Annotated in this window: 11 protein-coding genes; 4 read left to right on the top strand and 7 right to left on the bottom strand. The window is 61.3% G+C overall.

Going from position 1 to position 13,644, the window contains the following annotated elements; all coding sequences use genetic code 11:
• Positions 1-51: 51 nt before the first annotated feature.
• The 4 genes from rsmE to metK all read right to left on the bottom strand — a co-directional run bounded on the left by rsmE (position 52) and on the right by metK (position 3,363).
• Positions 52-783 (bottom strand): 16S rRNA (uracil(1498)-N(3))-methyltransferase, encoded by a 732-nt coding sequence (gene rsmE / locus OKC44_RS13010; protein ID WP_270813269.1) that lies wholly within the window; start codon positions 781-783, stop codon positions 52-54.
• Between the two features lie 63 nt (positions 784-846).
• Positions 847-1,530, bottom strand: coding sequence for an endonuclease (locus tag OKC44_RS13005; RefSeq protein WP_044800517.1), 684 nt, complete (start codon positions 1,528-1,530; stop codon positions 847-849).
• A gap of 78 nt (positions 1,531-1,608) precedes the next feature.
• Positions 1,609-2,142: a SprT family zinc-dependent metalloprotease gene (locus OKC44_RS13000; protein WP_270813268.1), complete on the bottom strand. Its 534-nt coding sequence runs from the start codon at positions 2,140-2,142 to the stop codon at positions 1,609-1,611.
• A 69-nt stretch (positions 2,143-2,211) separates the two neighbouring features.
• Positions 2,212-3,363: a methionine adenosyltransferase gene (gene metK, locus OKC44_RS12995; RefSeq protein ID WP_011706910.1), complete on the bottom strand. Its 1,152-nt coding sequence runs from the start codon at positions 3,361-3,363 to the stop codon at positions 2,212-2,214.
• Positions 3,364-3,705: 342 nt separating this feature from the next.
• On the opposite strand from metK, the gene tkt reads away from it, so the two are divergent.
• The gene (gene tkt, locus OKC44_RS12990) at positions 3,706-5,697 is read left to right on the top strand and encodes a transketolase (RefSeq protein ID WP_016351585.1); all 1,992 of its coding nucleotides are present in this window, start codon (positions 3,706-3,708) and stop codon (positions 5,695-5,697) included.
• Between the two features lie 422 nt (positions 5,698-6,119).
• On the top strand, positions 6,120-6,521 hold the full coding sequence (locus OKC44_RS12985; protein ID WP_024945982.1) for a hypothetical protein: 402 nt from the start codon (positions 6,120-6,122) through the stop codon (positions 6,519-6,521).
• Positions 6,522-6,665: 144 nt separating this feature from the next.
• Here the strand turns inward: OKC44_RS12985 and OKC44_RS12980 are convergent, their stop codons facing one another.
• Complete coding sequence (locus OKC44_RS12980; RefSeq protein WP_270813264.1) at positions 6,666-7,931, bottom strand: RidA family protein; 1,266 nt, start codon at positions 7,929-7,931, stop codon at positions 6,666-6,668.
• A gap of 825 nt (positions 7,932-8,756) precedes the next feature.
• Between OKC44_RS12980 and hchA the strand changes: the two genes are divergently transcribed.
• Entirely contained in the window at positions 8,757-9,620 is an 864-nt protein-coding gene (gene hchA / locus OKC44_RS12975; protein WP_101150285.1) for a glyoxalase III HchA, read from the top strand.
• A gap of 96 nt (positions 9,621-9,716) precedes the next feature.
• Here hchA and OKC44_RS12970 read toward each other — a convergent pair whose 3' ends face one another.
• Together OKC44_RS12970 and OKC44_RS12965 are read right to left on the bottom strand one after the other, a co-directional pair.
• Positions 9,717-10,826: an anhydro-N-acetylmuramic acid kinase gene (locus OKC44_RS12970; RefSeq protein ID WP_270813259.1), complete on the bottom strand. Its 1,110-nt coding sequence runs from the start codon at positions 10,824-10,826 to the stop codon at positions 9,717-9,719.
• A 139-nt stretch (positions 10,827-10,965) separates the two neighbouring features.
• Positions 10,966-12,276, bottom strand: a complete 1,311-nt coding sequence (locus OKC44_RS12965) for a peptidoglycan DD-metalloendopeptidase family protein (RefSeq protein WP_043119306.1) — start codon at positions 12,274-12,276, stop codon at positions 10,966-10,968.
• A gap of 114 nt (positions 12,277-12,390) precedes the next feature.
• Between OKC44_RS12965 and tyrS the strand changes: the two genes are divergently transcribed.
• Positions 12,391-13,590, top strand: coding sequence for a tyrosine--tRNA ligase (tyrS, locus tag OKC44_RS12960; RefSeq protein WP_005303305.1), 1,200 nt, complete (start codon positions 12,391-12,393; stop codon positions 13,588-13,590).
• The last annotated feature ends 54 nt before the right edge of the window (positions 13,591-13,644 follow it).

Genomic DNA, 13,644 nt, shown 5'->3' with positions numbered 1-13,644 from the left:
CTTGCGGCTGCATCGAGGTTGCCGTGCGGCTGCTCGATGCGGCCTATGGTATCAAGCGAGATCGCCGAAGCGGCACTGCAGCGCAGTAATCGCCGTCAGGGCGGCGGTTTCGGTGCGCAGCACTCGCGGCCCCAGCAGCATCTCTTTGAAATCTTCCTGCACGGTACGGGCGATCTCGTCGCCGGACAAGCCCCCTTCCGGGCCGATCAGCAGGCGCACGCCGTGCTCAGGAACGGGCAGGGTGTTGATGCTGTACGGAGCGCGCGGGTGCAGGTTGAGCTTGAGCTCTTTGGTTTCTTCCGCCAGCCAGGCGTCGAGCTCCATCGGCATGCGCACTTCGGGCACGGTATTGCGGCCGCACTGCTCGCAGGCGCTGATCACCACCTTCTGCCACTGCTCGCGTTTTTTCTCCAGCCGATCGGCCGGCAGCTTGACGCCGCAGCGCTCGGAGAAGAGCGGGGTGATGCAGGTGACGCCCAGCTCCACCGATTTCTGGATGGTGAAGTCCATCTTGTCGCCGCGGCTGATCACCTGACCGAGGTGGATAGCCAGCGGGGACTCTACCGAGTGGGTGTCGCAACTGTCGATGGTCACTTCCACCGACTTCTTGCCCACATTGGCGATGGTGGCGGGGTACTGGTTGCCGTCGCCGTTGAACAGCTCGAGCTGCTGACCCGGCTGCATGCGCAGCACCCGGCCGATGTGGTTGGCACCGTCTTCCGACAGGGCGAGGGTCTGGCCCACCTGCAGGGCGGCCGGTTCATAGATACGTGGAATGCGCATGGCTCAGTGTCAGTCTCTGGTTCAAGAAGAGGGATTTTAAATCCCTTGTGTCCATAGATGGGGTTATCGGCACTGCTTTTCAATAAAGGGGTTGGTATTGCCCTGCAGCTTGCCGATGCGGCGGTTGCGCTCGCACTCCCAGCCGTCGGCCGGGTACTGCCTGTCCCAGGCTTCGAACAGTTTACGCTGTTGCGCCGCCAGACGCAGCCCATACTGCTGGCTCATGTAGAGGTAGGCGCGGGCGATCTGGCCGCGTACCGGCCCCTTGGGCGGCTGCACCTGACGATTTTTGAAGTCCACCAGCATCCGGCACTGGCCGTACTGATCCGGGGTGCCGTTCCAGTCGGAGAAGCGGAAGTTGGCCCGATCGCCGTTCACCTCGCCGATGGCGGGGAAGAGGTTGTGCATGTCCCCTTCCATCTGGTTGAACTCGTCGCTCTTGCCGCAATTCTTGCGACCGCCCTGCTGCCAGCACTGCAGCTGGTGGCCGAACTCCCAGGCCGGTACCACGTGTTCCCACTCGATGCGAGCGGCGCGCTTGGGCTGCTTGCGCGGCTCATAGCCGCAGCTGGCCAGATCCGGGCTCATTTTCTTGCCCTGATAGTCAATCTTGCAGCCGCAGTAGAAGGTGACCGGGTGATCCTGATAGAGGCGGTTCAGATCCTGTTTGGCGGCGCGAAAGGTCTGGGCATGCAGGGGCAGACTGACCAGCAGGGTCAGGACGAGAGAGAGCAGGGGACGAAGCATGGTGATCCTTGGCAAATGAGATGGTTGGCGGAAAAAAGCAGAGAGGCACCCTAGCACAGGGACGCGACACCGGCTGGCTTACTGCGACGAGCCAACCCGCTCCAGCGGCTGCTTGCAGCGGCGGCAGTGGTAGCGGGCCTCGCCGCGCACCACCTTGTTGTGGCGGCGCACCGACAGCTGATGCTGCTGGCAGAGGCAGCGATAGGGGATGGTCGGCTGCGCCAGTACCGCCAGATCGAAGCTGTGGGTGGTTCTGGGCTCAAGGCCGAACACCTCCCGCATCACCGACTGCCACTGGCGGCCGTGGGGCAGCACCCGCGATCTGCCGCGCCCTTCGCCCCACAGGGCATAGACCAGCAGGTGGGCCACCTCGTGGGGCACCACCTCGGCCAGAAACGCCTGCTGGTTGGCCTGATAGAGGGCCGGGTTGAAGCGCAGCTCCCAGGTTTGCAGCCGCGCCGATCCCGCCGCCCGGCCGCGCATGTTGCAATGGACTTGCGGGCGGGGAAAGGGGCGGCCAAGGCGCGCTTCGGCCTGCACAAAACAGGTGTCGACGCGGGCGAGCAACTGCTGGTGCAGGGCGGGATCGAGGCGGGTAGTGGTGACGGACATCGGGTTCTCGGCAAATGGCGGACAAGCAAAAGGGGAGCCAGGCTCCCCTTTATACCACAAGCGTGACGCTTACAGACCGGCGGCGGAACGCAGCAGTTCGGCCTTGTCGGTCTGCTCCCACGGGAACTCGTTGCGACCGAAGTGACCGTAGGCGGCAGTGGCCTGGTAGATCGGGCGCTTCAGATCCAGCATCTGGATCAGACCGTACGGACGCAGCTCGAAGTGCTCGCGAACCAGCTTGACCAGCAGATCCTCAGCCACCTTGGCGGTACCGAAGGTTTCGACGCTGATGGAGGTCGGCTCGGCCACGCCGATGGCGTAGGAGATCTGGATTTCACAGCGATCGGCCAGACCGGCGGCGACGATGTTCTTGGCCACGTAGCGGGCGGCGTAGGCAGCGGAGCGGTCAACCTTGGACGGATCCTTGCCGGAGAAGGCGCCACCACCGTGACGGGCCATGCCGCCGTAGGTGTCGACGATGATCTTGCGACCGGTCAGACCGCAGTCACCCATCGGGCCGCCGATGACGAAACGGCCAGTCGGGTTGATGAAGTATTTGGTGTCCTTGTTGACCCACTCGGCCGGCAGCACCGGCTTGATGATCTCTTCGCGCACCGCTTCCACCAGATCCTTGTGGCTGATGGATTCGGCGTGCTGGGTAGAGAGCACCACGGCATCCACACCGATGATCTTGCCGGCGTCGTCGTAGGCGAAGGTCAGCTGGCTCTTGGCATCCGGACGCAGCCACGGCAAGGTACCGTTCTTGCGCACTTCAGCCTGACGCTTCACCAGCAGGTGAGAGTAGGTGATGGGGGCCGGCATCAGCACGTCGGTTTCGTTGGTGGCGTAGCCGAACATCAGGCCCTGGTCGCCCGCGCCCTGTTCCAGCGGATCGCTGCGGTCAACGCCCTGGTTGATGTCCGGGGACTGCTTGCCGATGGCGTTCAGCACGGCGCAGGAGTCGGCGTCGAAGCCCATGTCGGAGTGGGTGTAGCCGATGTCGCGCACGGTGTCGCGCACGATCTGCTCGATGTCTACCCAGGCGGTGGTGGTTACTTCACCGGCCACCATGACCATGCCGGTCTTGACCAGGGTCTCGCAGGCGACACGGGCCTTGGTGTCTTGCTTGAGGATGGCGTCCAGGACCGCATCGGAGATCTGGTCCGCAATCTTGTCGGGATGGCCTTCGGAGACCGACTCGGAAGTAAACAGCTTTGCCATGATGGGATTCTCAGCTTGTCTGGGGTTATCGCCGCAGCAATAACCGGGTGATGATAGGATGATTGTAGAGGTATCTACATCTGGACGTCCATTTTAGTTAGCGCCCCCCTCGATTGCCAGCACTATTTTGGTTTTACCGCCCCCCGGCCGAACAAGATCCGCGCTTTACCCCATTTGGGGTGTAAAGCGGTTACGACTCAATCGTTTGCCCCGTCAAGAAAAGCGATTGAGCTCCCAAAGCCACTTTATTCGCCCAGATAATATTTGCACGCCGCGCCCCCTGCTGGGACAATAACGCGCCTTAATCTTGGCCATCAAATGAAGCAATCGCAGGAGATACAGATGCCTTCTCGTAAAGAGCTTGCCAATGCCATTCGCGCATTGAGTATGGATGCCGTTCAAAAAGCCAACTCCGGTCACCCGGGCGCCCCCATGGGAATGGCGGATATCGCCGAAGTGTTGTGGCGCAGCCACCTCAAACATAACCCGAACAACCCCAAGTGGGCCGACCGCGACCGTTTCATTCTCTCCAACGGCCACGGCTCCATGCTGCTGTACTCCCTGCTGCACCTCTCCGGTTATGACCTCTCCATCGACGATCTGAAAAACTTCCGCCAGCTGCACTCTCGCACCCCGGGTCACCCGGAGTACGGTTACGCGCCGGGCGTTGAAACCACGACCGGTCCGCTGGGTCAGGGCATCACCAATGCCGTCGGCATGGCGATCGCCGAGAAGGCCATGGCCGAGCAGTTCAACCAGCCGGGTCACGACATCGTCGACCACTACACCTACGCCTTCATGGGCGACGGCTGCCTGATGGAAGGTATCTCCCACGAAGCCTGCTCCCTGGCCGGTACCCTGCAACTGGGCAAATTGATCGCGTTCTGGGATGACAACGGCATCTCCATCGACGGTCACGTGGAAGGCTGGTTCACCGACGACACCGTCAAGCGCTTCGAAGCTTACGGCTGGCACGTGATTGCCGCCGTTGACGGCCACAGCCCGGAAGCGATCAACGCTGCCATCGAAGCCGCCAAGGCCGAGACCGGCAAGCCGACCCTGATCTGCTGCCGCACCATCATCGGTTACGGTTCCCCGAACAAGTCCGGTTCCCACGACTGCCACGGCTCACCGCTGGGCAACGACGAGATCGCCGCCGCCCGTGCCTTCCTGAAGTGGGACCACGCGCCGTTCGTTATCCCGTCCGACATCGCTGCCGAGTGGAACGGTCAGGAGAAGGGCGCCAAACTGGAAGCCGACTGGGCTGCCAAGTTCGCCGCCTATGAAGCTGCTCACCCGACCCTGGCTGCCGAATTCAAGCGCCGTACCGCTGGCGAGCTGCCGGCCAACTGGGCCGCTGAATCCGCCAAGATCATCGAAACCCTGCAAGCCAACCCGGCCAAGATCGCGACCCGCAAAGCCTCCCAGAACTCGCTGGAAGCCTTCGGCAAGCTGCTGCCGGAGTTCATGGGTGGCTCTGCCGACCTGGCACCGTCCAACCTGACCATGTGGTCCGGCTCCAAGTCCCTGACCAACGACGATGCCTCCGGCAACTACATCCACTACGGTGTACGCGAGTTTGGCATGTCCGCCATCATGAACGGTATCGCCCTGCACGGTGGTTTCATCCCCTACGGCGCCACCTTCCTGATGTTCATGGAATACGCCCGCAACGCCCTGCGCATGGCCGCCCTGATGAAGCAGCGCGCCATCTTCGTTTACACCCACGACTCCATCGGTCTGGGTGAAGATGGCCCGACTCACCAGCCGGTCGAGCAGATCGCTTCCCTGCGTCTGACCCCGAACATGAGCACCTGGCGTCCGTGTGACCAGGTTGAATCCGCCATCGCCTGGAAGCACGCCATCGAGCGTACCGACGGCCCGACTGCGCTGATCTTCTCTCGTCAGAACCTGGCCCAGATGGACCGCAGCGCCCAGCAGCTGGCCGACACCGCCAAGGGTGGCTACGTGCTGAAGGATTGCGCCGGCAAGCCTGAGCTGATCCTGATCGCCACCGGTTCCGAAGTGGAACTGGCCGTTGCCGCCTATGAGCAGCTGACTGCCAAGGGCCGTGCCGTGCGCGTGGTCTCTATGCCGGCCACCGACGTGTTCGATGCTCAGTCTGCCGAGTACAAAGAGTCCGTCCTGCCAGCCTCCGTCACCAAGCGTGTGGCGATCGAAGCCGGCATCGCCGACTACTGGTACAAGTACGTCGGTTTCGGCGGCAAGATCATCGGTATGACCACCTTCGGTGAGTCTGCACCGGCCGAGCTGCTGTTCAAGGAATTCGGCTTTACCGTGGAAAACGTGGTTGCGACCGCAGAGTCCCTGTAACAGCCCCTATAATTCCTAAACGTTGGGCCACTCTGGCCCAATAGCCGGAACGATAAAACGCCCTCCATCGCAAGATGGGGGGCGTTTTTTATGGCAGCTTGGGTATGACGAAATAGCGTGTGAGCCGATACGGGAGGTATTCAGATCGATTACTTGATCAATCTCGCTTTTTCTTTTGAATTTGCTTTCAAATTTGGCGTCATACGATACCATGCTGGGCGGCTTACCCCCGTCATTACAAGGCATAAACCAATATTCGGTAGCGTCCATTGAACAAGCCTGGTTAGCAACGTTCGGGCTATTTGATGGTTGCTGGCTGCTTGGTGTCATGCAGCAGGGTTGTCGGGATGGCGGTCAGTTTTTCATGAAGAGTTCTTGATTATAAAAATGTCATGTGACATATATCTGAAATGGAGTTTCCCATGTCTTGTTCCATTGTCATCAATCAGTCAGCACAGAAACTACAAGTAAATAAGGACAGTTACGATCTGGGAAGAATATCGAATGTACAGGTCAGGGTACTTTCCTGGAAAGACAAAATACTCAATATGATTATGTTGGGGGCCATTGCTTCCAGTTTACTTTTCATATTCGTGCCAACGGATGCACAAGGTCAGGTTATTACATGGATTCTTCCTGCTATTGCATTTTTGATTGGTGCATGTCTGGCACTGGTGATAAGTACCAAGTATGAATTCAGGTTGGAATTCAGACATTCTGATGAGGTAGGGGTGCAATGGTTCACGGCAGCCAAGAGTCGAGCCGAGGGTGACTTTACATTGTTCAAACAGTGGGAAGCTGAACTCAAGCACCATATTCGATAGCGTGTTATTGGCCCGCAGGTTCGATTAGCGAAGCGTCATCGAACGTTCGCGCATCTGTGTCGATGCCATAAAAATAATATCCTTCCTGTTACCAAAAAAGAGACCGGCATATAGCCGGTCTCTTTTTATTATTCAGGGCATGTCTTATGCCTGCGGCGGGGTGCTTTCCGCGTTGGACATCACCGCATCAATCTGCACCAGAGCGCCGGCGGGCAGCTCGCTGACGGCAATCACGGTGCGGGCGGGCAGATAGGCCGGGAAATATTTGGTGTAGATGGCATCTACCTCCGCCAGATCCGCGATGTTCTTCACCTGGATATTGACCTTGACGATATCGTCCATCACGTGGCCGATGCTCTCGACGATGGTCTTGATATGGCCGAGGCACTGGGCGGTCTGCTCCTTGACACAACCGGTCAGGATCTTGCCGGTGGCCAGATCAACCGGCAGCTGGCCGGCGATGTGGTTGTAGTGGGAGAAGGCGACGGTCTGGGTGTGCAGCGGGCTTCTCGGCGCCTTGTCGGTATTGCGGGCGCTGATCACCAGATTGTGTCTGTCTTCCACCAGCTGTGGCGGGGTGCCGTCACCGTGGGAGATGACCGCATCCATCTGCACCCGGGCGCCCAGCGGCAGGGCGGAGGCCACGATCACGCTGCGCGCCGGCAGGTAGGCGACGGCACGGGCAATGGCGGAGTCCGGGAAGAAGGTGGTGTAGACCTCGTTGACGGCGTCCAGATCGGCCAGGCTGGTCAGATAGACGGTGACCTTGACGATATCGTCAAACGGTACATCGATGCTCTCCAGCACGTGCTTGATGTTGCGCAGGCACTGGCCAGCCTGCTGCTGGATGCCACCGGCGACCAGCTGGCCCGACGCGGCATCGACCGGCAGCTGGGCACCGATATTGTTGTAGTGGGAGAAGGCGACGGTGTGGGTCGAGAGTGGATCCTGCGGCGCCTTGTTGCTGTTGCGGGAGAGCTTCAGCAGCGGGCAGGGGGCCTGCGGGAAGGTGCCTTCGCCGTTGGAGATGAGCGCGTCCATCTGCACGGCGGCGCCGAGCGGCAGACCGGCCACCGCCAGCACGGTGCGGGTCGGCAGCAGGTGGGGGAAGAACTCGCCATAGACGGCGTTGACCGCGTCGAGATCGGCAATCTCTTTGAGAAACACCGTGATTTTGACCACGTCATCCATCACATGATCGATGCTCTCGACGATGGCCTTGATGTTGGTGAGGCACTGTCTGGCCTGCGCCTTGATATCCCCTGCGACCAGTGCGCCCGTTTTCGGGTCGACCGGCAGCTGGGCAGAGATATTGTTGTAGTGGGAGAACGCCACGCTCTGGGTGCTGGGGCTCAGATCCTGCGGTGCATTGGCGGTATTTCTGGCTGACTTGATGATGGTACCACTCATGGCGATACTCCTTTTTCGTTTTTGATGTAGGGTCAGGCCGCGTTGCTCTTCCCTGGCCGAATGCGTCACGCAGGGCGATACCCATGATGGCGGCAACAGTTGCCCGTTCCCGCCGCAGGGTGACGGGGCAAGGGACCATGGTCATCACTGTGTAAAGCCTTGTGCCGGTGCCGCCGGCGCGTGCAAACGGATAAGGGAGAAATAAATCGGCTTGATGATTCAGACGGGAGGATTCTAGGGGGCGTTCGCCAGCGGATGCAAACCGGGATCCGGTTTCTATGAGGTGGCTCAACAGAGTGAAATATATTCACTTTGCTATTCAATGCATGACCAGAATGACCAATAAAGGTGATGGCGCTCCCACTTTTTGCCATGCAGGCGGCTGATGGCGCCTTTATTTGCGTCGGTTCAGGTTACCAGCTGTAAATTCCAGGTTAATGATTCTGACCAACTTGCAGGATATTATCCCGGTTTTGCATAGCTATTTATTTTTCGGCCTGGTGAAGGGCTTTTCATAAGGCCAAAAATATGCCTGAAGTGAGTCGCAAGCGAGCCATTGAAATAACATTCAGCCCATCTGCATGGCAATAAGCTGGAGTGGCAAGAGCGGATGGAAATGAGGGGCGCCGTTCACTGCCGGATGCGGCAACCAGACGGGCAGGATGGAACCCTGCATATGCCATATATTTTCAGCGCTGCGAACAGGGCCTGGCTGCGCGGGCGCGATGCGTGAGCTGCCAGTCTGAGGTAAGGGCGCTGCGCATTTACCCGGCCCCTGGCAGCCAATACTGTGAGAGCGAGTCAACCCATGATGGAGAGAGTCCCATGACCGAGAAGCTGATTGACGACAGGCAACCGACCCCGGATCCGGCGGAGCAGAATGCCTTTTTCCCTTCCCCCTATTCATTGAGCCAGTTCACTTCGCGCAAGTCGGATCTGGCGGGGGCCGACTATCCCGCCCCCTATCGCGGCGGCCGCTGGAAGATCCTGCTGATCGGGGCCGATGAGCGCTATCTGCCCACCGATAACGGTACCCTGTTTTCTACCGGCAACCATCCGGTGGAAACCCTGCTGCCCATGTATCACCTCGACAAGGCAGGCTTTGCCTTTGAGGTGGCCACCCTGTCGGGCAATCCGGTCAAGTTCGAGTGGTGGGCCATGCCGACGGAGGATGAGGCGGTGGTGGGGCTCTATGGCAAATACCAGGGGCAGTTCCGCCAGCCCGCCAAACTGGCGGATCTGCTGGCGCGGGTGCAGGCCCCCGATTCCGACTACCTCGGCGTGTTCATTCCCGGCGGGCACGGCGCCCTGCTGGGGCTGCCCGAGAGTGCCGAGGTCAAGGCGCTGCTGGAGTGGGCGATGGCCCACGAGCGTTTCATCATCACCCTCTGCCACGGGCCGGCGGCCTTGCTGGCGGTAGCCAATCCGCACACCTTCGCCGGCTACCGGATCTGCGCCTTCCCCGATGCGCTGGATGAGCAGACACCGGCGATCGGCTACATGCCGGGCCGGCTCACCTGGAAATTTGGCGAGCGGCTCAAGGGGATGGGGTTTGAGATCGTCAACAGCGGCATCTCGGGGGAGGTGTGCCGGGATCGCAATCTGCTGACCGGTGACAGCCCGCTGGCCGGCAATCCGCTCGGCAAGCTGGCCGCCACTACCCTGCTGGAGGCGGTGAGCCGCCGATAGCGTATCCACCTCGCAAGAGGGACTGGCAGAGCAGGCAGGAAATCAGGCAAGGAATAAAACCGCAGGGCCGTCGCGTGACGGCCCTGCTTTATTGGCTCAGGCAGGATAAAGGGCACCCAGTATCGCCGGGCGGCTGGCACCGGTGACAGCCGGCAGGTTGCCGGGTTGGCGGTGGATAAAGCGCTGCGCCAGCCAGGCAAACGCCGCGCCTTCCATCCAGTCGGGGGCGATCCCCAGCTCGGCCGTGTTGGCAATGCGCCAGCCGGGCAGCAGGCTGGCCAGCTCCGCCAGCAGCGGGCCGTTATGGGCGCCGCCGCCGCAGACATACAGCTCGGGCCGGCTCTGCGCATCAGCTAGTACGGGCAGCTGGCGGGCGATGCTGTGGCAGGTGAGCGCCTGCAGGGTGCGCTGCACATCTGCCGGGGCATGGGCGTGGCCGGCCAGCTCGCCATCGAGCCAGTCGAGGGTGAACATCTCCCGTCCGGTGCTCTTGGGGTGGGGGGCGGCAAAGTAGGGGTGAGCCAGCAACTGCTCCAGCAGTGCAGGGACAAGCCTGCCGCTGGCCGCCCACTGGCCGCCGGCATCGTAGCCGGCACCCTGGGGGTGATGGCGGCGATACCAGCCGTCGAGCAGGGTGTTGGCCGGGCCGGTATCAAAGCCATAGACGCCGTCTGCCTGGCCCGGCAGCACCGAGATATTGGCGATGCCGCCGAGGTTGAGCACCACCCGCAGGGCGCCGGGGCGGGCAAAGAAGGCCTGATGGAAGGCGGGCACCAGCGGCGCCCCCTGACCGCCGAGGGCCATGTCCATGGTGCGAAAGTCGGCCACCACATCGATGCCGGTCAGCGCCGCCAGCAGGGCTGCGTTGCCGATCTGCAGGGTAAAGCCGAGCTGGGGGCGGTGGCGGATGGTCTGGCCGTGGCTGCCGAGGGCGCGAATATCTTTGGGAGTCAGCCCCGCCTTGGCCAGCAGGGCGTGGGTGGCGGCGGCAAACTCGCGGGCGACTAGGTTGTCGGCCACCCCCATGCGGTCGATCTCGTTGTTGCCCGGGGTGCAGAGGGCGTGCAGCTCGTGCGCGGTCTCCGCTGGCCAGGAGTGGCACAGCGCCGCCTCTACTCGAAATGCTTCCCTATCCATCGTCACCAGCACGGCGTCGATACCATCCATGCTGGTACCGGACATCAAGCCTATATAGCGTTCAGTCATCAGGCTTCCTTACTTGCAGGTCGGGAAATAGTACGTGAGGAGGAAGCGGCCTCGATTCCATGCCGTATTCTGGTGCCCGGCATCAAACCTATATAACGCTCGCTCATGACTGCTCCTTGTGGGTCTCTGGCATGGTGGCTCAGCTGCCGCCGTTGGCCCGCTTGTTCTGGGCCAGCTGCAGCTCCGGGCTGTCCAGCTTGGCCAGCTGGGGCATGGCCTGCGCCTTGAAGTTGGCCAGCGCCCGTCCGCTCAGCGTCTCCGCCTGTGGCAGGTTGAGGGTGCGCGGGTTCTTGTGCACGCCGCCCACCACGAACTCATAGTGCAGGTGTGGCCCGGTGACCCGTCCGGTCCCCCCCAGATTGCCGATGGTCTGGCCCTGTTTCACGCGCTGCCCCTTGTTGACGGTGCGCTTGGAGAGGTGCAGGTACTTGGTCACGTAGTTGCCGGCGTGTTTGATGAAGACGTAGTTGCCGTTGAACTGGTTGTAGCCGGCGGCCACCACGCTGCCTGAGCCCGCCGCCATGATGGGGGTGCCCACCGGCGCCACGTAGTCGATGCCGTTGTGGGGGCGCACCTTGCCGGTGACCGGGTGCAGCCGGCGCGGATTGAAGTTGGAGCTGATGTATTTGAAGTTGACCGGCGCGCGCAGGAAGCTCTTGCGCATCGCCTTGCCATCCGGGGTGTAGTAGTTGCCGTCCTCGTTCAGCACGGCGCGATAGGTGGCACCCTGGTTGACGAACTCGGCGGCCAGGATGTCGCCGGAGGCAACCCGCTCGTCATCCTGGTACTTCTCTTCGTAGACCACCCGGAAGCTGTCGCCCGGCTGCAGGTCCTGGGCGAAGTCGATGTCCCAACCGAAGATGGCGGCCAAGTCCATGATCTGATCCTCGGTCATGCCGGCGTCGACGGCGGCGCCCCAGAAGCTGGAGCGGATCTCGCCCTTGGCCACTTGTTCGCGGGTGTCGAGTTCGAGCTTGACCGGTCTGGCCACGAAGCTGTCGGCCTTGCGGCTCACCTTGAGCGCCTGCTCCAGGCTGTGGGGGTAGTAGAGGCTGTGCAGCTCGCCGCCCTTGGTGAGCTTGAAGGTGAGCTCCTGGCCCGGCTTGAGCAGGCGCAGGGTATCCGTGCCCTCGAGCTGATCGATCAGGTGCAGATCCGTGGTGCTGAGGCCGAGGCGCTGGAAGATGACCCCCATGTTGTCACCGCTGCGTACCTTCACCTGCTTGGTGATGTAGCTCGGCTTGGGCGGGGCGACGGGCTTGGCTTCGGCCAGCAGCGCCTCCTCGTCGACCTGCTGCTCCATGGCCAGCTCGTTGCCGTTGTCATCGACCCGGGTCGCGACCGCCTGTTCGCTGGGCCAGGCCGCCAGCATCATCACCATGATGCTCAGGATCAGCACCATCTTGCGGTGCCAGTGAGGGAGAGAGTTGAAGGCGTGCCAAATGACCATGAGAAGCAGACGAAGTTGAGCCGGGAAGAATGTCGGAGTTTACCGCCTTTCCAATTGGCCCGCCATTCCAGTAATATGTCTGGCCCTGTGGAATCGTGATTGGAGAGTCAAAAAATGTCCCAGCTCGAGGTGGCGCTAGCCGAGATCAAGCGCGGAGCGGAAGAAATTCTGGTGGAAGAAGAACTGGTCGCCAAGTTGAAGGAAGGGCGCCCGCTGCGCATCAAGTTGGGGATGGACCCGACGGCTCCCGACATTCATCTGGGTCATACCGTGATCCTCAACAAGCTGAAGACCTTCCAGGATCTGGGCCATGAAGTGATCCTGCTGATCGGTGACTTCACCGCCATGGTGGGTGACCCGTCCGGCAAGAACGCCACCCGTCCGCCGCTCTCCGAAGAGGCCATCAAGCACAACGCCCTCACCTATGCCGAGCAGGCGTTCAAGATCCTCGATCCCGCCAAGACCCGCATCGAGTACAACTCGACCTGGCTGAGCGAGTTGGGCGCGACCGGCATGATCAAGCTGGCGGCCAAGCAGACCGTGGCCCGCATGATGGAGCGCGACGACTTCAAGAAGCGCTACAGCAACGGCCAGTCCATCGCCATTCACGAATTCCTCTATCCGCTGCTGCAAGGCTATGACTCGGTCGCGCTGAAGGCGGACGTTGAGCTCGGCGGTACCGATCAGAAGTTCAACCTGCTGATGGGCCGCGAGCTGCAAAAAGATGCCGGCATGGCGACCCAGTGCGTGCTGATGATGCCGCTGCTGGTGGGCCTGGACGGCGTCAAGAAGATGTCCAAGTCCGCTGCCAACTACATCGGCGTGCACGACGCCCCGGGCGAGATGTTCGGCAAGATCATGTCCATCACCGACGATCTGATGTGGAACTACTACGAACTGCTCTCCTTCCGTCCGCTGGCTGAAATCGAAGAGTTCAAGGCGGGCATCGCTGCCGGCACCCTCAACCCGCGCGACGTGAAGATCTGGCTGGCCAAGGAGATCATCGCCCGTTATCACGACGAGGCGGCGGCCGAAGCGGCCCACGAAGACTTCACCCAGCGCTTCTCCAAGAACGCCATTCCGGACGAAATGCCGGAAGTCGAGCTGGCACTGGAAGGCGAAGGGCTGGCCATCGCCAACCTGCTCAAAGACGCCGATCTGGTGGCCACCACCTCCGAAGCACTGCGGATGATCAAGCAGGGCGCGGTGAAGGTTGATGGCGAGAAGCTGGACGATGGCAAGGCACTCATCGGTGCCGGTACCGCCGTCTACCAGGTCGGCAAGCGCAAGTTTGCCCGGGTGACCGTCAAGTAAGTCGCCACCTTTGGCGCCGCCATAAGAAAGGCCTCCCTTGCGGAGGCCTTTTTG

This window comes from Aeromonas sp. S41-2 (genome assembly GCF_027705845.1).
Classification (GTDB): domain Bacteria; phylum Pseudomonadota; class Gammaproteobacteria; order Enterobacterales; family Aeromonadaceae; genus Aeromonas; species Aeromonas hydrophila.
The sequence above is the reverse complement of the archived record's forward strand: the minus strand, read 5'-3'. Positions and strand labels throughout refer to the sequence as shown.